At 41.0% G+C, this 25,398-nt stretch carries 21 protein-coding genes and 1 pseudogene; 7 read left to right on the top strand and 15 right to left on the bottom strand.

Features of this window, described 5'->3' with window-relative positions; all coding sequences use genetic code 11:
- Positions 1-232: 232 nt before the first annotated feature.
- The gene (locus ACQY3F_RS10255) at positions 233-385 is read left to right on the top strand and encodes a hypothetical protein (RefSeq protein WP_428354756.1); all 153 of its coding nucleotides are present in this window, start codon (positions 233-235) and stop codon (positions 383-385) included.
- 129 nt (positions 386-514) lie between these two features.
- On the opposite strand, the gene ACQY3F_RS10250 is transcribed toward ACQY3F_RS10255, so the two are convergent.
- The 7 genes from ACQY3F_RS10250 to ACQY3F_RS10220 all read right to left on the bottom strand — a co-directional run bounded on the left by ACQY3F_RS10250 (position 515) and on the right by ACQY3F_RS10220 (position 8,572).
- Positions 515-955: a VOC family protein gene (locus ACQY3F_RS10250; RefSeq protein WP_428354755.1), complete on the bottom strand. Its 441-nt coding sequence runs from the start codon at positions 953-955 to the stop codon at positions 515-517.
- A gap of 387 nt (positions 956-1,342) precedes the next feature.
- Positions 1,343-1,903 carry a chorismate--pyruvate lyase family protein gene (locus tag ACQY3F_RS10245; protein ID WP_428354754.1) on the bottom strand — a complete coding sequence of 187 codons (561 nt, stop codon included), beginning with the start codon at positions 1,901-1,903 and terminating at the stop codon, positions 1,343-1,345.
- Between the two features lie 5 nt (positions 1,904-1,908).
- Positions 1,909-3,999: an ATP-dependent DNA helicase RecG gene (gene recG / locus ACQY3F_RS10240; protein ID WP_428354753.1), complete on the bottom strand. Its 2,091-nt coding sequence runs from the start codon at positions 3,997-3,999 to the stop codon at positions 1,909-1,911.
- 87 nt (positions 4,000-4,086) lie between these two features.
- A complete protein-coding gene (locus ACQY3F_RS10235) occupies positions 4,087-4,485 on the bottom strand; it encodes a RidA family protein (protein ID WP_428354752.1) in 399 nt (132 codons plus the stop codon).
- A gap of 9 nt (positions 4,486-4,494) precedes the next feature.
- On the bottom strand, positions 4,495-6,663 hold the full coding sequence (locus ACQY3F_RS10230) for a RelA/SpoT family protein (protein WP_428354751.1): 2,169 nt from the start codon (positions 6,661-6,663) through the stop codon (positions 4,495-4,497).
- Positions 6,664-6,666: 3 nt separating this feature from the next.
- Positions 6,667-6,912: a DNA-directed RNA polymerase subunit omega gene (rpoZ, locus tag ACQY3F_RS10225; protein ID WP_428354749.1), complete on the bottom strand. Its 246-nt coding sequence runs from the start codon at positions 6,910-6,912 to the stop codon at positions 6,667-6,669.
- 490 nt (positions 6,913-7,402) lie between these two features.
- Complete coding sequence (locus tag ACQY3F_RS10220) at positions 7,403-8,572, bottom strand: phosphoglycerate kinase (protein ID WP_428354747.1); 1,170 nt, start codon at positions 8,570-8,572, stop codon at positions 7,403-7,405.
- Positions 8,573-8,757: 185 nt separating this feature from the next.
- Between ACQY3F_RS10220 and ACQY3F_RS10215 the strand changes: the two genes are divergently transcribed.
- The gene (locus ACQY3F_RS10215) at positions 8,758-9,237 is read left to right on the top strand and encodes a flavin reductase family protein (RefSeq protein WP_428354746.1); all 480 of its coding nucleotides are present in this window, start codon (positions 8,758-8,760) and stop codon (positions 9,235-9,237) included.
- A 346-nt stretch (positions 9,238-9,583) separates the two neighbouring features.
- Here ACQY3F_RS10215 and ACQY3F_RS10210 read toward each other — a convergent pair whose 3' ends face one another.
- Positions 9,584-10,792, bottom strand: a complete 1,209-nt coding sequence (locus ACQY3F_RS10210) for a N(5)-(carboxyethyl)ornithine synthase (RefSeq protein WP_428354745.1) — start codon at positions 10,790-10,792, stop codon at positions 9,584-9,586.
- Positions 10,793-11,444: 652 nt separating this feature from the next.
- On the opposite strand from ACQY3F_RS10210, the gene ACQY3F_RS10205 reads away from it, so the two are divergent.
- Entirely contained in the window at positions 11,445-12,806 is a 1,362-nt protein-coding gene (locus ACQY3F_RS10205; RefSeq protein WP_428354744.1) for an IS1380 family transposase, read from the top strand.
- Positions 12,807-13,537: 731 nt separating this feature from the next.
- Positions 13,538-13,711 (top strand): annotated as a pseudogene (locus ACQY3F_RS10200) (DDE-type integrase/transposase/recombinase); the annotation flags it as partial.
- Positions 13,712-13,731: 20 nt separating this feature from the next.
- Here ACQY3F_RS10200 and ACQY3F_RS10195 read toward each other — a convergent pair.
- Both ACQY3F_RS10195 and ACQY3F_RS10190 read right to left on the bottom strand, forming a co-directional pair.
- Entirely contained in the window at positions 13,732-15,207 is a 1,476-nt protein-coding gene (locus tag ACQY3F_RS10195) for a lipase family protein (RefSeq protein WP_428354743.1), read from the bottom strand.
- Between the two features lie 209 nt (positions 15,208-15,416).
- On the bottom strand, positions 15,417-16,430 hold the full coding sequence (locus ACQY3F_RS10190; protein ID WP_428354741.1) for a multiheme c-type cytochrome: 1,014 nt from the start codon (positions 16,428-16,430) through the stop codon (positions 15,417-15,419).
- 77 nt (positions 16,431-16,507) lie between these two features.
- Here ACQY3F_RS10190 and ACQY3F_RS10185 point away from each other — a divergent pair, with 77 nt between their 5' ends.
- Positions 16,508-17,512 (top strand): IS630 family transposase, encoded by a 1,005-nt coding sequence (locus tag ACQY3F_RS10185; RefSeq protein WP_428353111.1) that lies wholly within the window; start codon positions 16,508-16,510, stop codon positions 17,510-17,512.
- On the opposite strand, the gene ACQY3F_RS10180 is transcribed toward ACQY3F_RS10185, so the two are convergent.
- From ACQY3F_RS10180 to ACQY3F_RS10170, 3 genes are all read right to left on the bottom strand, one after another.
- Positions 17,491-17,721 (bottom strand): multiheme c-type cytochrome, encoded by a 231-nt coding sequence (locus ACQY3F_RS10180; RefSeq protein WP_428354740.1) that lies wholly within the window; start codon positions 17,719-17,721, stop codon positions 17,491-17,493. The two genes, ACQY3F_RS10185 and ACQY3F_RS10180, sit on opposite strands and share 22 nt — an antisense overlap.
- A 928-nt stretch (positions 17,722-18,649) precedes the next feature.
- Entirely contained in the window at positions 18,650-20,011 is a 1,362-nt protein-coding gene (locus tag ACQY3F_RS10175; RefSeq protein WP_428352972.1) for an IS1380 family transposase, read from the bottom strand.
- A 330-nt stretch (positions 20,012-20,341) separates the two neighbouring features.
- A complete protein-coding gene (locus tag ACQY3F_RS10170) occupies positions 20,342-20,467 on the bottom strand; it encodes a hypothetical protein (protein ID WP_428354739.1) in 126 nt (41 codons plus the stop codon).
- Positions 20,468-21,051: 584 nt separating this feature from the next.
- Here ACQY3F_RS10170 and ACQY3F_RS10165 point away from each other — a divergent pair.
- Together ACQY3F_RS10165 and ACQY3F_RS10160 are read left to right on the top strand one after the other, a co-directional pair.
- Positions 21,052-22,218 (top strand): ATP-binding protein, encoded by a 1,167-nt coding sequence (locus ACQY3F_RS10165; protein ID WP_428354738.1) that lies wholly within the window; start codon positions 21,052-21,054, stop codon positions 22,216-22,218.
- Between the two features lie 595 nt (positions 22,219-22,813).
- The gene (locus tag ACQY3F_RS10160; RefSeq protein WP_428354736.1) at positions 22,814-23,179 is read left to right on the top strand and encodes a NifB/NifX family molybdenum-iron cluster-binding protein; all 366 of its coding nucleotides are present in this window, start codon (positions 22,814-22,816) and stop codon (positions 23,177-23,179) included.
- Between the two features lie 181 nt (positions 23,180-23,360).
- On the opposite strand, the gene ACQY3F_RS10155 is transcribed toward ACQY3F_RS10160, so the two are convergent.
- Positions 23,361-23,984, bottom strand: a complete 624-nt coding sequence (locus ACQY3F_RS10155; protein WP_428357658.1) for an IS4 family transposase — start codon at positions 23,982-23,984, stop codon at positions 23,361-23,363.
- A 21-nt stretch (positions 23,985-24,005) separates the two neighbouring features.
- Positions 24,006-25,202, bottom strand: coding sequence for an ISAzo13 family transposase (locus ACQY3F_RS10150; RefSeq protein WP_428352931.1), 1,197 nt, complete (start codon positions 25,200-25,202; stop codon positions 24,006-24,008).
- Between the last annotated feature and the right edge of the window lie 196 nt (positions 25,203-25,398).

Here is a 25,398-nt window from a genome sequence, read left to right as displayed (position 1 = left end):
TTTAGTTATTTTTCTCGAAGCAGTTAAGAGGCGTTGTTTATTGATGAATATCTACAGAGACTATTATGTATTGAGCGAGCCTATTATGAGTTTTATGTGATGCATTTCACATTTTTTTGCATAATTGTTTCCTATTAAGAAACAAGTTAGCAATAGATCACTATATTGTTATTTTCTTATGTCGCTGTATAGTATGTATCAAATACTTAACAACTGAGAGACGGAAACACTAATGACTGATTTACAAAAAGATATTTTAGTAGGCCTATTATTTATCACTGGCCTGTATGGCTTTATTTCTGGTGCGTTTATAGTATCAGCTACTGTTTTTGCAGCTTCTGCGATTATTAGTAATATCCACCTAAGTGGTCGTTTGCAAGGTTAAGAGTTTATAGTTTTTTCATGTAGTACCTTTTGGAAGTACCAAATAAACTGGATTTCTCCTCGTTGTCTAGTTTATCTTTTATAACGCCTGTTGCGGTCCGGTAACAGGCGTTTTTTTTTGGCTAATGCTTTACCAGGCTCCGGTATTTTGCATAGAGGCCCAGGGTTCAGCAGGGCTGAGCGCTGCTCCTTTTTGCAATAACTCAATAGAAATCTGGTCGGGTGAGCGTATAAAGGCCATATGGCCATCCCGGGGAGGTCTATTGATAGTCACGCCACTATCCTGTAAATTCTTGCAAGTAGTGTAAATATCATCGACTTCAAAAGCTAAATGACCAAAATTACGTCCCCCGGTATAGGCTTCTGTATCCCAGTTATAGGTCAATTCTATTAATGGAGCCTCGGTGTTTTTTGCCAGTTCGACATCGGCTGGAGCATTTAAATATACCAGTGTATAACGTCCCGCCTCATCATCAAAACGATGCGACTCCTGTAGGCCAAGTTGCTGGCAATAAAAATGTAGTGAAGCGTCCAGGTCTTGAACTCGAACCATGGTATGTAAAAAACGCATAGGTATTCCCCTTATATTAGATTTATGTTGTATTTACTAGCTACGCACTTAATGCGGGACAATAATCACCATGAAGCGCATGAAGGACATGAAGAAAAAGACTAAAGACTTCATTCTCTCCATGTCCTTCATGGTAAAAAATTATATCTTCACTGGAACTTTTAGCTGTGTCCCGTATTGAACTCGTAGCCCATGTACTTTTCTGATTAGCGACAACTCTCAGCTATGCTTCGTCAACCTATGCTTTTAGCAGGAATCTCGATGGTTAAGCAAAGATTCCCGATAAAATATTTCGGGAATGACGAATTTTTTAACATCCTGATGTATCAAGTTTATTTACTTATGGCTGAGAGTAATACGTAATCAGGTGTGTTGTTTTATTGGGGTTTAATGATTTAAAATTTCTGCTAAAAAAAACTCGCTCACTAATAGGGGATGGTGATGAATGGCATAGATGGTTCGGCGGCCCCATATTGATTGATCAATTTGCGCTTTTTCCAGTATCGAATCTCTCCATTGCCGAGTCTGGAGTTGAGTAATTTCTAGTGCCAGGCGTTCTAGGCGTGGATAGGAAAAAATCACTTCGCCCAACGGACGATTGCCTAAATGCGAAAGGTTGCGATGCGCACTACGAATGGTAGGGTCAGGTATAATCGTTCGCGCTAAAACCAGGGGAATGTCGCCCGCATAAAGCAGTACTTCCCGGGTTAGAGTGTATTTTTCAGGGTGAGTCTTTAGTAGGCGACTTTCTGAAATATAGGCTCTTTGCCAGCTGTTATTCAATACTTGCACACGCACCCTTGGGCCATAGTAATCACGCAGTCGTTGTGTAATAGAGCCAGACTCATATATCCATGAAGCGGCATTTTCTGGGATATTTAAGCGACTCTTTAGCCGATTACAAAACCAGACGGGCTCCTTGGGGTATAAGCTACTTATATTGCTCAATGTTGTTAAACCTCTGCATATTTAGTGGTGGTGCCTAACCAGCGCTCAATTAGCGGCTGGATATTTTCAGGGTGGTTTTGCTGGATCATAGCGACGGCTTCTGCTACCTGATCCAGTAAGTCGGTATCGCGTTCCAGATTAGCTATTTTAAATTGCATCTGTCCGGTTTGCCGGGTACCCATCATCTCACCCGGGCCGCGTAATTCTAAGTCTTTTTCTGCAATAATAAAACCGTCACTGGTTTCGCGTAAGATATTAAGCCGCTCACCTGCTGTATTGGAAAGTGGGGATTGATACATTAATAGACAGAAACTATCATCACTTCCGCGTCCCACACGTCCACGTAACTGATGTAGTTGCGAAAGCCCCAGACGCTCGGGGTTTTCTATAATCATCAGGCCTGCATTCGGTACATCAACTCCGACTTCGATCACTGTCGTAGCCACCAGTAAATCAAGTTGATGTTGCTTAAAGGCCTGCATCACCGCCTCTTTTTCTGCTGCTTTCATACGACCATGTACCAGACCAATACGCACATCTGACAGTCTTTCGGCTAACATTGTTGCTGTTTTTTCGGCAGCTTCACATTGTAAAACTTCGGATTCTTCGATCAAGGTACACACCCAGTAGCTCTGCCTGCCTTGTTGTACCCAGTTGCTGATTTTGGCAATAACCTCACTACGCCGATCAGCAGAAATGGCACGTGTCACGACAGGAATTCTTCCCGGGGGGAGTTGATCAATTATGGAAATATCCAGGTCAGAATAATTCAGCATAGCCAGAGTTCTTGGGATAGGCGTAGCGGTCATGATTAACTGATGCGGCTTGGTGTTATTATGCTGCCCTTTATCTCTGAGCGCCATACGTTGGTTAACACCAAAGCGGTGTTGCTCATCAATGATGATTAAACCCAGGCGGGCAAAGCTAACAGCATCCTGAAATAGTGCATGCGTACCGATGATTATACTCGCGCTGCCATCGGCAATGTCTTGGAGTGCTTGCTGACGTTTTTTACCTTTTAGTTGCCCGGTTAAGAAAATTATCTTGCAATTAAATTCCTTAAACCAGAGACTAAAGTTGCGTAGGTGTTGTTCAGCGAGTAGTTCTGTCGGCGCCATAATGGCGACCTGATAATCACTGCAGAGTGCAAGCAGTGCTGCATAAGCTGAAACCACGGTTTTTCCTGAACCTACGTCACCCTGAATTAACCGCAACATGGGTGAGTTATTGGCGCAGTCAGCTTTGACCTCTGCAACTACTCGCTGTTGAGCCTGAGTTAGATTAAAACCTAGCGTGTTTAGAAATTGTTGCGCTTGTTTTTGGCTGCACTCTAATACAGGTGCCTGCCACTGCTTATCTAGTAGTTTGCTTTGCAGCTGGCTTAACTGGTGGGCAATAAATTCTTCAAATGCCAGGCGTTTTAGAGCTGGATTGGGGGCGTTTAGTAAGCTATACACCGATATGCCAGCAGCAGGAGTATGCAAGGTGTTTAACGCTGCATTAAGAGCAGGGTATTGGAATTTTTCGAGTACTTTTGATGGTAATAAGTCGGGCAATGAATCTGGGGTATTGTTGTATAGGGATAATGCCTGTTGCACCGCTTTTCTAATGCTGGATTGGCGCAGTCCATCGGTCAGCGGGTAAATAGCGGTGAGAGTATCGCTGGTGATGCAATCATCTGGGTGCTGGATTACTTTGTATTCAGGATGAATCATTTCATAGCCTGAATAGCCATCTTTGATTTCGCCGAAGCAGCTAATTAAGGTGCCTGAACTTAAGCTATTGTGTTGTTTGGCACTAAAATGAAAGAATCGCAGACCAAGATAACCCGTTTCATCACTAATCTGGCAGGTCAATGTGCGCCGGCCATGGTTTAAAATACTGGTAGACACGACTGTGGCGCATATTAATGCGATGCTACCCGGAGTTAGTTCATTAATCGTCTGCACGCGCGTGCGATCTTCGTAACGCAATGGCAGGTGAAAAATTAAATCCCGAAGCTGGCGGATTTCTAGTTTTTCCAGGCGGCTGACTGTTTGTCCGCCAATGCCCTTGAGTGACACGACCGATTGATTAAGAACTGCCTGTGAATTCATGAAAAAAGATGAATAGGTAAATATTGTATCTAAAAGGTGGGTAAATCATTGCTGATTGATATGCATAGCTTTACATCCACCCAGGACTTAATAATATTCAGGTGCTTTTAATTCCATAATTGCATCCATTTCCACAGCGACTCCTTTGGGTAAAGCAGCAACACCTACCGCAGCGCGAGCAGGGTAGGGCTGGGTAAAATATTCGCCCATTATTTCATTAACAATAGGAAAATTTGATAAGTCAGTGAGAAATACATTTAATTTAACGATATCCTCTAATTCACCACCAGCAGCCTGTGCAACCGCTGTCAGATTATCAAACACACGTTTGATATGCACGTTGATATCACCGCTAACAATTTCCATGGTATCTGGATCGAGTGGAATTTGTCCTGATAGGTATACTGTCGTACCGACTTTAATGGCCTGGGAATAAGTGCCTATAGCCTGAGGCGCTGAGTCAGTGTGAATAGTCTCTTTTTGCATAGAATAGTCCTAACCTCGGGTACGGGTGATTTTTAAAACAATAAATAACTTCTTAAGTTGACGCATTATATTTGCCAGATGCACTCTGTCTTTGACTGTTAGGGTAAAGAAATCAACAGAAACCCGCCCATCCTGATTGGAAATATTGACACTTTCTATATTGGAATCCATTTTTGATATCGTCGAGGCAATGGTTGCCAGAGTCCCTGGCTGGTTTAATAACTCCAGACGTATTTCAGTTGGATATTCACCCGCTGCATCATGACTCCATTCAACTTCTAGCCAGTCAGTAGATTTTTTACGTTCATTGGTACTGTTTCTACATTCATGGTGATGTACTACGATCCCTTTGCCTGGATTAAAATAGCCGACGATAGGGTCGCCCGGAATAGGCCTGCAACATTTTGCAATAGTGACAACCATGCCTTCCGTGCCCTTGATCGGCAAAGGAGTTTCTTTACGTATTTCAGCGTCTTCCAGTTTTATTGTGGCACTTACATCCGCTTGACTGAGTTGTTTGGCAATTAAAAAGGGCATTTTATTACCCAGGCCAATTTCCTCATGCAGGGTATCCATACTATCCAGCTTGACTACTTGCAATAGTTGCTGTTGCATAGACTCAGAGATATCTTCAGTAGACTTTCCCATGTCTTGCAGTTCTTTTTCCAGCAGACGCCGCCCCAGATTAATGGCTTCTTGCTGCTTAAAATGCTTAAGATAAGAGCGTATGCCGGAGCGTGCTTTATTGGTGACAACATAATTTAACCAAAGTGGATTCGGCCTCGCCCAGGATGCAGTGATCACTTCAACAGTCACACCATTTTCCAGTTTTGCCTGTAACGGGACCAGGCGTTTATCGATACGTGCAGATACACAGGAGTTGCCTATATCGGTATGTACAGCATAGGCAAAGTCAACCACACTGGAATCACGGGGGAGTTTAATGATGCTGCCCTGTGGGGTAAAAACGAAAATTTCTTGAGGGAATAAATCGATCTTTAAATTGTCGATAAATTCCAGCGAATTGCCTGCTGTTTTTTGAATTTCCAGTAAATCACGCACCCATTCGTTGGCGCGGGTTTTCGAGTTAGAATGATCTTCGTCATCAGACTTATACAGCCAGTGCGCAGCAATGCCTGATTCTGACATGCGGTGCATTTGGTGGGTACGGATTTGAATTTCTATGGGCACCCCATAAGGGCCTATTAAAATGGTATGCAAAGACTGATAGCCATTGGCTTTTGGTAAGGCGATATAGTCTTTGAATTTCCCTGGAATAGGTTTAAAAAGGTTATGTACGACACCTAAAACGCGATAACAGGTATCAACATCTTCACATTGGATGCGAAATGCGTATACATCAAAAATGTCTGAGAAAGACAGTTTTTTGCTCAGCATTTTTTTATAAATACTGTATAAATACTTTTCTCGGCCTTGTATATCACAAGTGATATGCGCTTGATGTAAGCGTGTTTTTAGGGAGTTAGTAATCGTTTCAATAATTTCTTTGCGATTGCCGCGTGCTTTTTTTACCGCATTATCCAGAATACGGTAACGCATTGGGTACATGGCTTCAAAGCACAATGATTCTAGAGTGTGGCGAATGCTGTTCATGCCCAGACGATTGGCGATGGGCGTGTATATATCCAGAGTTTCTTTTGCTATGCGGCGTTTTTTTTCCGGGCGCATGACACCGAGTGTCTGCATATTATGCAAACGGTCTCCCAGTTTAACCATGATCACGCGCATGTCTTTAGCCATTGCCATGCACATCTTGCGAACATTTTCGGCCTGTGCTTCAGCCTGGGTTTTACAGTTTAGCTGAGTTAGTTTAGTGACACCATCAACCAATTCTGCGACATCTTCACCAAATAACTCTAAGATGTCTGCTTTGCTAACATCTGTGTCTTCAATAAGGTCATGCAGGATAGCGGCCATAATGCCATGCACATCCATGCGCATTTTTGCAAGTGAAATGGCGACAGCAAGAGGGTGACATATATAGGCTTCGCCACTTTTACGAAATTGTCCGGCGTGATGTTTAGCACTAAATTGATAAGCTAGATATACTTCGTCCAGATGGGTTTGATCTAAGTACTTGCTTAATAAGTCATTGAGTTGCTCATATAAGAGTTGCTCAGGTCTTGCAGTAATAACTGTAGGTTCCTGAGCGCTCATAACTTAGTTGAAGGTACTTGAAAATGCATCAGTAGGCTCGCCAACTTGATGTAGCAGGTCGATATTTTCCTTAGTGACATGGCCTTCAGCAATTTCGCGTAAGGCAATCACGCAAACTTTATCTTTTCCGCGAGCAACAAACTCATCAGCACCTTTTTCCAGCTGGCGCGCTCTTTGAGATGCTAGTAATACTAGCTCAAAGCGGTTTTCTACATTATCTAAACAATCTTCGATAGTAACTCGTGCCATTTTATAACCTTTTGTGGATAATAAGGAACGCGTGCGAAATAACTTAAAACTGGCTGTGCGCCTGTTTCTATGTCTTGAATACGAATAAAAATCTTGCGCTAGATGCCCAGCTTATTCCGTGTGCGTTCCTAAATCAAAATAGTAACTTAACAGTCTATTATATGAGACTTTTAAGTTCTTATAAAACTTTCCTTTAGAAAAAGAGAGATTTAGGGCGGTGAAAATATATTTTGTCGCTTGGGTAGAAGGACAAAATCCAATAGCCGAAGTTAAGTAAACTCTTGATTATTGGGGGGTCACAAGCTCACCCTAAGCTACAATCCCCCTTTTTATTTAAGTGTAGTTGAATACTTTTTACAAACTCTTTAAGTAGAGTTTTGTGCAGCTAGTGCAGCACCTTGTCGGTATGTTTTAAAGTAGCAGATATAAAGTATAGCTATAATCTTTCCGCCCCAGGGTGCTGTACATGTATCTGCACGGTATTCAGAATTTATTTCGCTTCAAGAGCTGCAATAGCGGGAAGTTCTTTACCTTCTAGAAATTCTAAAAAGGCACCGCCGCCAGTAGAGGTATACGACACTTTATCTTTAATACCATATTTGTCAATGGCGGCTAGGGTATCGCCACCACCGGCAATTGAAAAAGCATCACTATCAGCAATGGCAAAAGCCAGCGTTTTGGTTCCTTCGGCAAATTGATCAATTTCAAATACGCCAACCGGGCCATTCCAAACGATAGTTTTGGCAGTTTTCAGGATCGCTGCATATTGTTTAGCAGTTTCAGGGCCGATATCCAACACCATGTCATCATCAGCAATCTCACTGACCTTTTTAATAGTGGCTTCAGCGGTATCAGAAAATTCTTTTGCGCATACGACATCAACGGGAACAGGGATATCCGAGTTATTGGCTTTAGCCGCTGCTATTAATGCTTTAGCATCATCAATTAAATCAGCTTCATATAGCGACTTACCCACAGAATAGCCCGCTGCTGCGATAAAGGTATTAGCAATACCACCACCGACAATCAACTGATCAACTTTTGTGGATAAGGTTTCTAATACGGACAGTTTAGAGGAAACTTTAGAGCCACCAACAATAGCAACAACAGGACTTTCAGGGTTATTTAAGGATTTACCTAAAGCCTCAAGTTCTGCTGATAATAAAGGGCCAGCACAGGCAACCTTAGCATGCTCGATAACACTGTGAGTTGATGCTTGCGCTCTATGTGCTGTACCAAATGCATCCATGACAAAAATATCACATAAAGCCGCCATCTTTTTGCCTAACTCTGCGCTATTTGCTTTTTCGCCGACATTAAAACGCACGTTTTCGCATAAAACGACTTCACCGGATTTGATTTGTATGCCATCAATCCAGTCTTTTTCCAGGCGGACCGGTTTACCCAGTAGTTCTGCTAGACGTTCTGCAACAGGCTGTAGAGAAGCGGCTGTATCAAATTTACCTTCAGTTGGCCTACCCAGGTGCGACATCAACATAACTGCAGCACCAGAATCCAGGCCAAGCTGGATTGCTGGTAAGCTGGCACGGATGCGAATATCACTAGTGATTTTCCCATCTTTTACAGGTACGTTCAGGTCTTGGCGAATTAGAATACGTTTTCCATTTAAATCTAAATCTGCCATTTTTTTTACAGGCATCGTGGTCTCCGAGAATAAAGTGTGAAGTAAAGAATGAGCTAGATTTATACGCTCATAAATTTAGCCTTATATAGAAAAATATTATACCTTAAGTCTGTCTTGTGATTAAATTAAGCCTGCATATTCACTCTCAAGATTTAGTTCTGGAGTGACTTTTGAATTATGGCAGTCAATGTGAGGAAATAATGGCTATAGAAAATCAAGAATTTAAAAATACTCTTAAGCTTTGGGCGAGTGGTGTCTCTGTCGTTACCGCTCAATCTGAAGAAGATGAGTTAGGTATGACCGCTACATCATTTGCCAGTGTCTCCATGGATCCGCCACAAATTTTAGTTTGCTTAAATGAAACCACTGAAACAGGTGCAACGATTCTGCAAAATAAGAAATTCGCAATCAATGTTTTAACCAGTGCTCAGGAGCAAGTTTCTAATCAATTTGCTGGTGGTAGTAGCATGGATGAGCGTTTTAAAAATGTACTCTGGCATAAAGGTGCGCTTGGTGTGCCAGTTCTGGATGAAGCGCTTGCTATTATGGAATGTACGGTGGTGCACCAGTTTAAAGCAGGTACGCATTGGGTGGTGATCGGTGAAATTCAATATAATCAGGTTAATAGCGGGGAACCATTGCTTTATTATAATTCAGCCTACCAACAAATTTCTGCTTAAGTAATTCATAAAGACCCCATTCCGAGAGCGTGGTCTTTAGTTTTCGCGGATGGGTAGAGCGTTTTTTTTGCGACTCACTGCGCACCTAAAAAGACAGGTGCTACGTTCTACCCATCTTGAATTGTTAAATGTGTTTACGCAGGTACTTATATACTTCGAGTGGTCACGACTGTGGATTTCTAGCGGCTGAGTTTTGCCGTTAGCTACGTATTGCACTCCACCCGATTTTTTGAACACCAACGATGCTAAAAACACCCTTCTAGGGTGTCATAAAACCACGTTCATAGAACGTGGATATTTAATTTTTCGCATCCGTGACCGCGCGAAGTATTGATAGGCAAATTCGTTAGGAAATATTATCTGTGACAGGATTTTCAGTCGAACTAAAATGTTCGTGAGGGTAGTCCAGCTCACGCTTTTGAAACGACAGAATAGCGTCATTCTGAATCACGCCACTATCAATATTAATCGCCTGTCGAATAGTCTCATTTTTTTGCCAACTATCACGGCCCGCCAGTACCGCCGACAAATAAACAATGAGAGCGGCAGAAATTGATCGCGTGGCACTTTCCCAGAGATAACTAGGTGTATGATCCACAGCGTAGTAATCTATGGATTCATACTTAAACATCGGATTCTTGAATGTAGTTGGTTTGGCAAAAAAGAAGCCCATTCCTTCATCGCAGCTGACATCAATAATCAGACTATTGGGCTTGAGGCATGCGCTTTCTGCTTCGGTAACAAAATCGGTAGGATTTTCTGTATCTTGATAGGTTCCATTTACGATGATATCTGCTTCACTAATCAAGTCAGTTAGCGGTCGCACGGTTCCGTCGTATTTCACCACCACCATGCGTGCCTCACCTTCGCTGCCTGCTCGAATTCTGGCATAGTTACAATCGAGCACCTCTTCACGCACCTCGTGGTCAGGGCGCTGAATGCAGATAGTGATATCTCTAAAACCATGCGCCTTGAGCGCGTATATCGCACCACGGCTGACGGCACCAAACCCGAAAATAATTGTCTTGCGTTGATTGCCATAATGGCCATCAATACCTTTAAGTTGCAAGGCATGGATGACTGCGCAATAGCCAGCCATTTCGTTATTCTTATAGAATGTATGACGACCCATATGCCCGCTAGGAGACCAAACATACATATCCTCAAAGGCAATGAGCGTCTGTTTACGATCGATAGCCGCCTGAGTGATGTCTTGCTGTTGCACGCAATGCACATAACCCCAAAGTGTTCCTCCTTCACGAAGTTCCTCTAAATCAGCTAACACAGGCTTGTTAATAATAACCGTGCCAATGTCGGCCAATAATTCATGGCGCGTGGCAATACCACCTGTCAGTGCAGAAATTTCCGAGTCTGCGATACCAAAGGGTGCACCATAACCCTCTTCAAATACTAGCTGGAGGCGAAGTGCTTCAGGAATGCGTTGCAAATGCCCTGGATGGATTGGAAACCGTCGTTCATCTTGTTTTCTTGAAGTCCCAATGACTCCTACTCTTAATGTATTCATATCGTCGTTTTCTTGTTTTAAATAATTCAATTAGGTGTGACTTCATGATCGAATGATTAGGACCTGGAAATAAATAAGCGTCCAGTATTTGGGCAGGATTTTTGTTTGTCATTAGTGCTGTAGCAGTAGGCGCATAGCTGGCTACGTAACTATTGCTACAGTGCGAATGACGGACAAAAAGACCCGCAAAGTTGGATGATGTGTGTTTCCAGGTGCCTTAGTTTCGCCAATAGGCCTGTTTCTTTATGTTCTGTCGAAAGTGTTCCAGAGTTTCAGCAAGCACAGTTCTGTAGAAATAACTGGGATATTAAGCCTAAAGCGAATTATCACTAAAATGTTTTGCATCAAATCAGCTCACTATACAACCGCATCCGTGACCGCGCAAAGTATATGCCGAAGTACTGGTTCTGGTGCAGTTATGGATCTATTACGACAAAAACTGGCGGAGATGGAAAAGTCTTTTTCAGCGTGTATTGATAATTATCATACACTCTAATTCTAACTCGATGTCGATAATATACCTCGCACAACCGTGGCCGTGCGAAGTATAGATTTAATTATGCATAACAATAAAAAAATATTACACCTAAATCCTGCAAGCATTATACATAATAATCCACAAAACTCCTTATTAAACAATGATATAATATCATTTTCCTGATTTCACTATCTCATTGTTTTAATGAAGCCCCCTAAAGTATCAAAATCCTCATCTCACGTAAGAAACCGTACCCGAACGGTAAAAATGACATCTACAGCACATGGATTGACAAGCCAGACGGGACTGATTCCCGTCGTGAAATATTTAGACAGGATAGGTTTTGAAAAAACCGTAAAACAAAGCGTTCCACATCGGCGGGGTGAAAATGCAGACCATCACTTATCTGATGTGGTTCTATTGACGTTGGTTGGCATGATGGGGGGAGCAACATCAATGGCAAAGGTGACGACCGTATGGGCAGATAGCGTACTGCGCAAAGTAGCTGGCTGGATAAAGATTCCTGTTGAAACCACAATTTTACGGATCTTTAAAGAAGTAAGTGATAGGCAGATAAGCCAGTTTGAAACGCTCACGCATACTTTGCGTGGTCAACACTGGCGGCGATTGCTTCGTTCCGGAAAATCGAAAACTGGCATACAATCCGTCCAGTGGGTCGATGTCGATTCAACTGTGGACACCGTTTGTGGTCGACAAGAAGGAAGTGCCAAAGGCTTCAACCCCAAAAAGAAAGGTGCCCGTTCATACCATCCACAACTCGCTTTTCTAGCGGAAACAAAAGAAATTTTACAAGCCTGGTTCCGGACAGGCAATGCCTTTACAAGCAATGGTGTTGTAGAATTTACCAAACAGTTACTTGCACACTTGCCCAATCGGATGCGCATTATTTTTCGCGGTGACAGTGGTTATTTTGTCGGTGATTTGCTTGAATTTCTCGATACCAGAGGGCATGGGTATCTAATAAAGGTTAAACTTAAGAATTTGAACGCATTGCTGGCCAAACAGGCCTGGACAGCCATACAAGGCCGACCCGGTTGGGAGCAGAGCGAGTTTCAATATCGTTGTGGTGGCTGGTCTCGCTCTCGTCAGTTTGTCGCGGTCAGGATAAAGCAACCTAAACAAGTGACAGGACCTCAGTCCGAGCTTTGGGATACGGCAGAATATGACTATTTTTGTTATGTAACAACTGAACCTCTATCGCCTTGGCAAACACATAAGAAGTATGGTGAACGAGCGACGTGCGAAACATGGATTGAAGAAGCAAAATCACAAATGGGTTTAGGTAAAATCAGAACGAATCAATTTCTGGCTAATGCCGCATTATTTCATTGCGCCGTTCTTGCCTACAATACCGTGCGCTGGATGGCTCAATTGAGTGGCAACAAAACGTTGTGCCAATGGGAGCCGGATACACTTCGTACTTATCTGATTCGGGTGGCTGGAAAATTACTCACAGGCAATAATCAGCTGAGAGTCAGAACACCTGCAGATCCGCTCTATCCACAGGAATGGGATGATTGGGTTAAGGTGGGGTTACTCGCTTAACATTAACCGAAGTTAAGTCACTTTGATTAAAAGGTCATGGCACGTTGGCAGGGTGTTTATTGCCTTGGGCTCGGGGGATATCCATACGATACAAAAAATTTCCTCTATTTATGATTTAAATCTGGATATTTTGATCGGTTGGACAAAGAGGGCTGGCAAAGCGGCAGTAAAAACCTAATAACCACTTAGCTAGACAGGTTAATGAGAGTCAAAATATGGGCTTGCAGGATTTAGGTTACATATTCAATCTGAGCAAACACTTCGCATATCAAGATACTTTCAGAGGGTAATACTGCTTACTTAAGAAAAACTTCTTATGTATTAATAGCTGCACAAGCCTGGTCTTGTGGCTCTGTTAGCAAGGAATGGCACGGTTAGGCCTGGAAGTACGTTATCCTAAGAAATTTAAAGTGACAACTGACAGTGATCATAATGATTCACAACACCGAATACGCTGAATCGAGCAGTGAGGTAACAGAGCCTAATAGGGGCTGGGCAACTGATATAACTTATGTATGGACCCTTGAAGGCTGGCTCTATATCGCGGTTGTCATAGATTTACCTGATTACGTACAACTGTCAGCCATAGTAGAATAAAGCTTGAAACATCAGTATGTTAAAAACCTCGTCATTCCCGAAGTCTTGTATCGGGAATCTATGCTTATCTGACTAGATTCCTGCTTAAAGCATGCAGGAATGACGAAGTATAGCTGAGGGTTATGGGTAATCAGGTAGATTTATTTTCTCGGCAGGTTGTGGGATGGGCGGTTGATGATCATATGCGAACATCATTATGTGTCAGAGCACTACAAATGGCTTTTTGGAGAAAACAACCAGTACCCGGTGTACTACACCACTCGGATAGAGGCAGTCAGTATGCAAGCTACGAGTATCGTCTGCATCTTTATCTACTGGGGCGTACGAACTACCTTGAAATAAGTAAGGTATCAAACCATGCTTTAGCCATTAACATTAAGGGTAATGCGCATTTAGCATGGGTGCCAGTTAGATCATAGCTATTATGCTGTAGCGCGATTAAACCTACATCTTGTGCTCCGGCTGAAAGAAAAAAATCATAAGCCATTTGAGAGTTTTGAAAAGGCGCTATTTCATCATTAATACAATGATACAAGCGAGTGGGTGCATGAGGTTTCCAACGATAGATATTATTTTCTGAGAGCGACGCATATAAGGGCGAGTCTTTGTTCTCCAGCATGGAATAGAACTCTTCGGTAAACAATTGCCGGAAATTTTCAGGAAGAATATTATCGATTTCTGGAAACGAATATTCGCCATTAAAATAGTGTTCAATAACCGTATCAAATGGCGGTAAAAAAACACTGTCTAAGTTATCATAAAGCCCATAAACCTGATTAAATGAAAGTATCAGATAAGGAAGCAGACTTGGAATTGGAAAAGGCGCTGACTCCTGTAAAATATATTCCAGTGTCCAGATTAAATCATAAGAACTCGCTATAGGTGCTGAGCCGGTAATAGTAAACTCGTTAGCGTAATTATTCTGTATTTCTCTTTGCACAGCCAATGTTGCATAACCCCCTTCGGAATAACCCATCAAAAACAACTGACCGTTTAATGAAACATTTTTTTTCAGTGACAAGTGGCGACCCGCGCGTAGGGCATCAATAACACTGCTGGCAAGGGATTGTGCATGTAACAAGGGGTGCAAGCAGAGAGATTCTCCTAGTCCCAGATAATCAGCTATGACTACGTAATATCCATTAGCTGCTACCCCCAGTGAAAAGCCATCTATGTCATTACTACTGGGCGCATTGCTACGCTTTATAATTCCACCATATTGTATCGCGATTATTGGTAGGGAGGAATTTTCAGTCAATGGAATAGCAATAAGAGCAGAGGCAGTTGTTAAGTCGCCTGCAGGATCTACAGTCTGATAAATGATCTTATAAACATCAACATCATAATTGGCAACTATCTCTTCTGAACTAATAGTATCCTTGCTGATTGTTGAGATTAGTTCAGATGAAATAATTTGCCCGCGCTGCTCATTCGACTGATCCGAAAGTTGCCAATTGGCAATCATAAAATCGTTGCTAATTGGCTGAAAATTAATATCCGCCTGATACAGTTGTCCACCTAAAGCAATGCGGGAAAGCTGCAAGTCCATTGCATCACTAACTTGAATTTTTTCACCATAGATTGGTGATATATTATGGGTTCTCAGGGTATAAGAAAATATCTCTAGCCGGTTGGTGAGCGGAGAATAGATGAAGCTGACATCATAGACCGCATTCATAAATTCAAGATAGGAGCTATGCAGTTTCCGCGTTGGTTCTGAGTAAATGCTATCTGCAGAGCAAACAGCAGAAATAAGTAAAGCTAATTGCAGAATGGAATAACTGAGTATTTTAAGGGCTTTCATTTTTCTATCTTAAAAACATGCTCTCGAAAACGGAAACATAAGTACTTAGGAGCGAGGATTAAATAATATGCGAAAGATTGACACAGAATTATTGTTCGTCTTCAAGGCGTAGAAGCAGGCATATAGCTGGCTACGCAACTGTTTCTACAACGCAGAAGACGAACAAAAATCCTGCCCAAATATTGAACGATTATTAATTTCCAGGTGCCTTAATAATCAATCATATTTTCACTGACAGCGATAATTTGAGAGGTGACTAAATCCTTATGCTCTGGCTTAGGGAATTTCTTTTTCATCGCTGGTAATAGTAAATCGTAATAGGCCACTGCTTTCAGTTTGGTGATTTTTCCCTTGGCAAGCGTGTAATTCAATTCTCGTGTTTCGTGGGGTTTCAGGCGTGTATCACCTAATACTTGAGTTGCCTTAGGCGGTGGAGCAGGGTTGCCCTTGGCATCACCTAGGCTATACATAAACATAGCTTTTTTATCATCTTGAACTGGGTGTGATTGACTACTAACCCAGACTATCTGTCCCTGTTTATCATACCCAGTTAACTTGATATATACATTTCTGAATGGCGCGCCCGTGGGGAAATTATGCGGCAGCTGATTGCTTAGTTTTATCGTCACATTAAGCGTTTTACCTTGCTTGACGGTAGCCATTGTCATCAACAGGCCTTTGCTCACCATTTTGGCTGAATGCCCGCCTAATAAACTATGGTCAGCTTTGCCGTTGATAGTGGGCATATGGCAACTCAGGCAATTTGTATCTCCATCTGATGTAGCGATTTCATCACCTGTTTGACACAGTGCTACCTTATTAGAATTTTTGCGCTGGTCATGGCAACCCATACAAACTGCATTGCTCTTAAAAATATCAGGATTTGCAGTATTTTGAAATATAGGATGCTGCCAATCGGGAGTCGTATGATTTGTACCCGGACCTTGAAGTGACGTGCTGGAAAACTCATAAGCCTGTGTACCCAGTCTCAATCCACCTGTGGTTTTTTTAGTCCCTTTGAAACGGCTTATAGTATGACAGGCAACACAGTTTACCCCCTCATTATAGACAGGCATGGCAGTCAGGTTGGTTTTGCCGTCTTTAGCTGCAGCAGGGGCATGACATTGCAAACAGACTGGATATTTGCCATTTTTCTTTATATCTTCTTGTTCTGGATTACCGATCACCGCTTTATAAAATTTACCGTGAATAGGGTCTTTCAACGCGGTACTAAGTACTTACGCAAAATTAATTTAACGAAAAAAGGTGTCATAATAAACAATTATTTTGCTGACTCTAAATGTTTGTGCTCTATATAAAACACCTACTCCCAGAAGAAATTACTGCTTTAAATGTGATGCATAAAAACCATCCACTTCATTTAAGTAGAAGTCGAGCTCATGCTATTTTATTAAGTTTCAAAGAGCATTCTGTTCCCATGATTTGTTCTATTTATAACGTATGCCGCCAAACTGTTTCCACTTGGTTTTCTAACTGGGAAAAGAATGGAATCGATGGATTGGTTGACTGTCAGGGAAGAGGACGGCGAGGTATTTTAACTGAAAAACAACAAATAAGCTTAGTCCAGAGAGTTGAAAAATCTCCTAGATCATTAAAATCAGTACTAGCAAAATTTGAAGAAGATCTAGGCATTTCAGTTAGCATTGATACTATAAAACGTATTTGTAAACAAGCTGATCTTGTTTGGAAACGAGTTAGAAAATCCTTAAGGATAAAGCGTAATCAAGATAAATTTGATTTGGCAACCGATGAAATAAAAGAATTAATACAACAACATAAAGAGAATGAACTTGATTTGTGCTACTTTGATGAGTCGGGGTTTACACTAGAACCCTGTGTTCCTTATGCTTGGCAACAGTCAGGTGAGACGATTGAAATACCAAGCTCAAACAGCAAGCGTCTTAATGTATTAGGTTTTGTTAACAGAGATTGCAGGTTTGATTCTTTTGTTTTTGAAGGGAGTGTAAACACTTCGGTTGTTGTGGCTTGTATTGATGAATTTGCTAAACAGATTAAAAAACCAACAACTCTTATTATTGATAATGCATCGACTCATACGAGTAATGAATTTAATGAAAACCTTGAAAGGTGGAAAGAAAAAAACCTATCCATTTACCGTATACCGCCATACTCACCCGAGTTAAATATTATCGAGATTATATGGCGTAAAATAAAATACGAATGGCTTCCTTTTTCAGCTTATGAATCCTATGCCTCTCTTCAGGAAGAATTATTTAAGGTGCTGTCTAATATTGGAAAGAATTACAAAGTAGAGTTTGCATAAAAGGTTAAATTAATTTTGCATGGGTACTTATTCGCATGCATAGAGCCTTGCCATTGAGAGTAAATTTCTTCGTGACAGGTTTTACATTCTTTTGCAGATACTTGGTGAAGAGGCTGATTGGCATTCGCCAAGACAGATTCAATAGAAACGCTGAAAAATAACAGCAGAAATAGTGCATAAAAGGGGGGCGTATAGTTTGTATTTAACATGAAAGCTCCAGCTGGATAATGTGCCTAAGTGGTTACAAGGGAATATAAATATTTTAACTATATAACCAATTCACAATATACTAAAATTGCTGGGTATTTGCAAAACTTTAACGCTACAGGAGCAGACGATTGATTTAGGCTTTCATAATTAGCCTGACCCTTGGCGATAAATAGCCCAGCCTACGCAAAGCGTTTGCGAAATAACTCTGAGCATTGACCAACAAGTTGCCTAGAGCATTTAAACCATTATCAATAATCTCCGCACCGGGCCAAACACCGGCTCACCCGCATACAGCAAGGTAGGTCCGATTAGCGCTGCGTAATCGGACGCATGTTATTCATCACTGCCCACCGAAATATTTATATCGCCTCCCCAGTTCGGCAAATAAATACCCTGAGCAACGTATTGATGAAAAATAGAGTAGGGCCAATCTATAACACGCCGCACCGTATCGCGTAGCAAATAGATCTCTCGAATCAATAAGTTGTTTTCATGCCGTTGTATTATTATGCAATAAGTGAATGTTAGCTTAGATAATCATTCGTCCGATTACGCTGCGCTAATCGGACCTACCGTGCTGGAGGCGTCGGGTTTGACAGGAATAGGTTGGTTTTCTCCATTAACCCCTAACAGGTTGGATAGTGAAAAAAATAAAAAACCAGTTAAAACTAAAATCGAAATAAAGCATATTACCTAAATCCTGCAAGCCCATATTTTGACTCTCATTAACCTGTCTAGCTAAGTGGTTATTAGGTTTTTACTGCCGTTTTGCCAGCCCTCTTTGTCCAACCGATCAAAATATCCAGATTTAAATCATAAATAGAGGAAATTTTTTGTATCGTATGGATATCCCCCGAGCCCAAGGCAATAAACACCCTGCCAACGTGCCATGACCTTTTAATCAAAGTGACTTAACTTCGGTTAATGTTAAGCGAGTAACCCCACCTTAACCCAATCATCCCATTCCTGTGGATAGAGCGGATCTGCAGGTGTTCTGACTCTCAGCTGATTATTGCCTGTGAGTAATTTTCCAGCCACCCGAATCAGATAAGTACGAAGTGTATCCGGCTCCCATTGGCACAACGTTTTGTTGCCACTCAATTGAGCCATCCAGCGCACGGTATTGTAGGCAAGAACGGCGCAATGAAATAATGCGGCATTAGCCAGAAATTGATTCGTTCTGATTTTACCTAAACCCATTTGTGATTTTGCTTCTTCAATCCATGTTTCGCACGTCGCTCGTTCACCATACTTCTTATGTGTTTGCCAAGGCGATAGAGGTTCAGTTGTTACATAACAAAAATAGTCATATTCTGCCGTATCCCAAAGCTCGGACTGAGGTCCTGTCACTTGTTTAGGTTGCTTTATCCTGACCGCGACAAACTGACGAGAGCGAGACCAGCCACCACAACGATATTGAAACTCGCTCTGCTCCCAACCGGGTCGGCCTTGTATGGCTGTCCAGGCCTGTTTGGCCAGCAATGCGTTCAAATTCTTAAGTTTAACCTTTATTAGATACCCATGCCCTCTGGTATCGAGAAATTCAAGCAAATCACCGACAAAATAACCACTGTCACCGCGAAAAATAATGCGCATCCGATTGGGCAAGTGTGCAAGTAACTGTTTGGTAAATTCTACAACACCATTGCTTGTAAAGGCATTGCCTGTCCGGAACCAGGCTTGTAAAATTTCTTTTGTTTCCGCTAGAAAAGCGAGTTGTGGATGGTATGAACGGGCACCTTTCTTTTTGGGGTTGAAGCCTTTGGCACTTCCTTCTTGTCGACCACAAACGGTGTCCACAGTTGAATCGACATCGACCCACTGGACGGATTGTATGCCAGTTTTCGATTTTCCGGAACGAAGCAATCGCCGCCAGTGTTGACCACGCAAAGTATGCGTGAGCGTTTCAAACTGGCTTATCTGCCTATCACTTACTTCTTTAAAGATCCGTAAAATTGTGGTTTCAACAGGAATCTTTATCCAGCCAGCTACTTTGCGCAGTACGCTATCTGCCCATACGGTCGTCACCTTTGCCATTGATGTTGCTCCCCCCATCATGCCAACCAACGTCAATAGAACCACATCAGATAAGTGATGGTCTGCATTTTCACCCCGCCGATGTGGAACGCTTTGTTTTACGGTTTTTTCAAAACCTATCCTGTCTAAATATTTCACGACGGGAATCAGTCCCGCCTGGCTTGTCAATCCATGTGCTGTAGATGTCATTTTTACCGTTCGGGTACGGTTTCTTACGTGAGATGAGGATTTTGATACTTTAGAGGGCTTCATTAAAACAATGAGATAGTGAAATCAGGAAAATGATATTATATCATTGTTTAATAAGGAGTTTTGTGGATTATTATGTATAATGCTTGCAGGATTTAGGTATTATTTGCACTCTGCAAACCTTGTATTCATGGAAAGAATATTATCAAAATGACTTGTAACTTTATTTTTTCAAACCAGTCACCGTATATTTCACTAAAGACTTCAAACGGTGTGATGTTTGCCATATGCTTGGTCTATTAAGTTAGGTTGAAAATGACATTAGGGAATAAGGGTTTAATAATGCCCGAAACGAAATCTATAGGATTTCATTAAACCCTAGCTCCTAAGCAATCAGATTTTCTGCTGTTTAAAAATCGAAACCAGAAATAACAATGCACTGGCAATAATGATTAACGGGCCCGCAGGTATTTCTAAAATAGCATAATTAATAACCCCAGATACAGGCAAGGCTGCCAACAATGACTGCCGTCATCAGCCAACCGACGATACGCACTCTTAGTACAGCAGTCCCAGAATAAGACAAAGCCTTCATTAACTTCATGCTCTCTATGGTGAAATTAATTTCGTCATATACCTATATTAATTTTCTGTAACTACGCTGAGTAGTTACTAAATTACTTACTAATCGAATCATGATCATCCTTTCTTTAAATATTTAGTTAATAATAGGGTGGGCAAGAAAAAACATCGCATTCTAAAAATACGTTCAATTATTTGCCTTATATATTTCAAACTGTACTGGTAGAGTAACAGCTAAAGGGCATCATAAGTACCCACGTAAATTAAAACTTTAATAGTATGCATAAGCTGAATGGTATACCCGTAGGTTCGACAAATTCGTACCGAAAAAATCTATTTAACACAAGGTACGAATTTGTCGAACCTACAAAAACGTTTTGTAATTATTCCTTGGTACTTAAAGGAAATAGGAAAAGTGAATAATTAGAAAGCAAAAACTCTGACCTTTTGACTTTCAGTAAGTAAGGTGTAAATTTTAAGTACAACTTCATATTTGCACCAAGTCATGTTATTGTCAACATATGATACAACGTCAACTCTTAAATGAACTTCTCCAATCAGCCAAAGACTATCCTGTTGTTACCGTTATTGGTCCAAGGCAAGCGGGTAAGACCACTTTAGTTAAAATGGCCTTTCCCGACTATGATTACTGTAATCTAGAAAACCCTGAAATTCGTGATTTAGCACTGTCCGACCCCAATGCATTATTTTCCAGGTATTCAGGAAAATGTATTTTTGATGAAATTCAGCGTGTTCCCGAGTTACTTTCTTATATTCAAGTTAAAGTTGATGATGAGATCAATGGTAAAGGTAAAGGGAAATATATTCTGACAGGAAGCCATCAATTACAGTTGCATCAATCCATTTCTCAATCACTTGCTGGAAGAACAGCCATCTTAAGATTATTACCTCTGTCGATAAGTGAGTTAAAACAGAGTGGTGTAGAAATTGATAAATTTGAACTAATGTATCGAGGTTTTTTACCACGAATATACAAAGACAATATTAACCCTACTAGACTGTACAGAAATTATTACGAAACATATATTGAGCGTGATGTAAGACAGCTGATTAACCTAAAGGACTTGTCCACTTTTACAAAATTTATTAAATTACTGGCGGGTAGAGTGGGTCAAATTGTTAATCTATCTTCACTAGCAAATGATACCGGGGTGAGTAGTAATACCTTGAAAAGCTGGCTAGCGGTTTTAGAAGCATCTTTTATTATCTTTAAACTAGAACCTTATTTTGAAAACTTTGGTAAAAGAGTCATTAAATCACCTAAAATATATTTTACAGATATTGGTTTGTTAATTTATATATTGGGCATAGGCAAACCATCTCAAATTGAAAGAGATCCATTATATGGTAGCATTTTTGAGAACCTGGTGATTACAGAAGCGTTAAAAGCAAGATACAACCAGGGTGAGGCGCATAATTTATATTACTATCGCACTAGTAAAGGTAACGAGCTTGATTTAATTTATAAAAAAGGTCGAGAGTTAGTGCCTATCGAAATAAAATCATCAATGACATTTCATCGAGATTTTATTAAGGGGATACGTTTTTTTAATGATCTTAGTAAAAGCACTACCAAGGGGTTTGTTATTTATTCAGGTGAGTTAGTTTACGAGTCGACAGATTATAATTTAATAAACTATATCGATACCGCTGCAATATTTACATAATTAAAGTATCGACAACAGAAAGAAATCGATCATTATTTTAGTACACCTTATTCAGTCTACATTTAATGCATTAGCCCAAGTAAAAGAGGTGCGGTAGGTGGCTTATAAGTCATTATTTGCAGATAGACTCCCTGTGAAAATGATTGAGTTGATTAGTGATAAATAATGCTGGGTAATGCAATGACGCATAACTTGTCTCTATCCCATGAATAATGCACTTAAAAAGACTCATAAAATAAAGGGCCATTTTTATTGAAGCGGTTAGCAAAATAGCTTGCATTTATTTAGAGTTTTATAATATTCTAAAGTTAATCATAACGAATCCTTTGGATGATTGATATGAAAAATCCGGCTACCATTTTAACGTGGGACATATTGAAAGGGCGTGGCTTCAGCCCGCCAATGCTAAAGGGTCATTTAATGGCGGGCTGAAGCCACGCCCTACCATGTATAGCTAATGTCCCGTCTTAAGTTTATAGCCAATAAATTAATATGTGACATTCCCAGCTACCGTCATGTATTTATAACCATGGAAAGAAGGCGTATAGTCAGGTCACATCTGAAAAAACAGTGATTTAAACAGGAGTTTAAACGAATGAAAATTGCAGTAGCAAGTCAAAATCGACGAGAAATTACCGACCATACCGGTCGGTGTAGGAAATTCTGGATTTATCAGGTAGAAAACGAAACAATTACAAATAAAGAATTATTAGAACTGGCCAAGGAACAATCCTTTCATGACAGTTCACCTAACGATTCATCTCCCTTAGATGACATACAGGTTTTGATTGCCGGTGGCATGGGAACTGGTTTAGTTCGTCGACTTGAAAATAAAGACATCCAACCTTTAATCACAACGGAAACGGACCCTGATAAAGCGGTTGAGGATTATCTGCAAGGAAGCCTGATTACCAAAGCGGCTGAGCCTCATGAACATGGTCATAAACATACTGAAAAATGATGGCTAGTACTGCCTATTACCCATAAATCATGACACACAATATCACCCGCCTTCCAGCAGCAAGAACCCGGCACACAAAAGCTGCAAAGCTGCGTACCCTCGCCACATGATTTGATGACCGGGCGGGGGATCTTTTTTCCGCCCCAGATGTCCTCCAATTCTTGCTACCAATTGTACAGCTTCACCTAGTAACAAAGGGGGGTTTAATCTTTTTTTTTGCGTAGGCGTGCAGGGTACGCAATTCAACATCAGAAAATAATATTTCAGCAGGAAGCTCAGGCGTTTCTCTACCCAGAAGCGTCATGAGCATGATCCGCCAGGCGATAACCAGATTGATACCAATCGCCCGACGCAACCGCTCAGCCGTTTCATGAGCAAGATCGTCAATTTTACAGCCTGATTTTAGCACACGATGCCAGTCTTCAATTCGCCAGCGCAACGTATACCAACGCAAACACTTTTCAATGTCCTTTGCGGATTCAATTTTAATCGTTGTCAGTAAAAACCACTCGACGGCCTTTGTGCCTTGAGGCGGGTTTTCTTCTAGCGCATGGATAAGCTGTATTTCAACCGGCTCTTTGTCATGATAATAGCTGGGAGCAGGGAGTTGTATGGCTAAGTGACGCAATGCCAGTTCTGCCCGCCTTCCTGGTCTTGCTGCTTTGGCTTTTTGCTTGCTTTTTTTAGGCCGGGCACTTTGCTGGGGAACATTGACGCTAACTCGACTTTGTACTCTGGTTTCACGAATGGCTGCGAACAGCTTGAAGGGGGATTCATTAATATTACGGTCGTGCTGAGCACGAATAAGGGAGATGGAAAGAAATAATCATCCAGAACAACCAGGAGAAATGGTCAAAAACCATTTCTCCAACGATGGCATTCGGTCAACAAACTGATAATACGTCTTCATTGCTTTTTTACCTACCTTTACTCCTGTTTCATATATTTTTTCTGTTAATTTAACAATAGGTGCTTTGCCATTGTAGGTCATACTTTTGGCAAATTTTAAAGTTGTTTCAACTGTATCCATTATGTCGCCACTAATATGATTTTCATAGGCTCCCCATACTCGTTCAATTGGGTTATATTTACTATGATAAGGAGGGTAGTAGGCCAGTTTTATCTTTATGTTGCTTTTTTCAGCAAACTCCACAAGCCTTTTTATAAACTGAGTTCTGGAGCTACTGTTCTCCATACCATTGTCAGCGTTAATTGTCAGAATATCTACTCCATATTTTTCTTGAATTTCTGGCCAAATTTCTTCCAATCGGTCAACGATGAAATCACTGCTGGCATAGCCTGCTGTAAAGAAAAGGAAAAAATCATCATGTTCAGGCAGATAAAAACCAAAAGGAGTTAACTTTTCCTTAACATCTAAATCATGATCCTCTGCTTTTGTTAAAACCCGATTTCGTCCTCCCCGTGAAAAATTTCCTATATTCATTCTTGCTTTGGCATCAATTGATATACGAATCTCTTTTGGGTTGATATCTGCCATTCCATTGACTGAATGAACTTGTTCAAAAATTGCATCCGTTTCCTTGATTTTCTTATGAGGCTTTGTTTTTTGTACCTTTTTTGGATGGTAACTCAGGTCATTTAATTTTGTATTGATAGTTTTTGAGCAAGGTAATGTTTTTTCATCGTAATAATCAATCTCCAGTAAACGTTTTCTAACTTCTTTAGCCGTTAGCCGGGTATATAATCGACAGGAATTAAAAGAGGGATCCGTTTGACACTCCGGTTCAGCAATTTTTTTTATGTCATCAAGTAGATGAGGAAAATGCTCTTCACTTTTATTACGCCCTCTCGCTGAAAAATTATCTTCTATGGGCTGAGTTTCAAGTTCATATTGTCCTTTTCGGATAGTGCCTCTATTCCATCCTAGTTTTTCTTCAGCAATACTTGCACCACCTGAGCCTAGTAGCTCCACCGTTTCAGCCATGAATATACGACGTACCGAGCCTTTTAAACGATGGGCTGTATTTATAATCCAACCTATAATGCTATCTGTTAATATCAACAAGCTTATCTGCCTAGTGTGAGAATAAATTCAGAATTCATTATTATAAATTATTGAGACACAAGCTTACTTCGTTTGGATGATTCCTAAATCCTGCAAGCCCATATTTTGACTCTCATTAACCTGTCTAGCTAAGTGGTTATTAGGTTTTTACTGCCGCTTTGCCAGCCCTCTTTGTCCAACCGATCAAAATATC

The organism is Methyloprofundus sp. (assembly GCF_965251085.1).
In the GTDB taxonomy this organism is placed as follows: Bacteria; Pseudomonadota; Gammaproteobacteria; order Methylococcales; family Methylomonadaceae; genus Methyloprofundus.
This window is presented reverse-complemented; position numbering and strand designations above follow the sequence as displayed.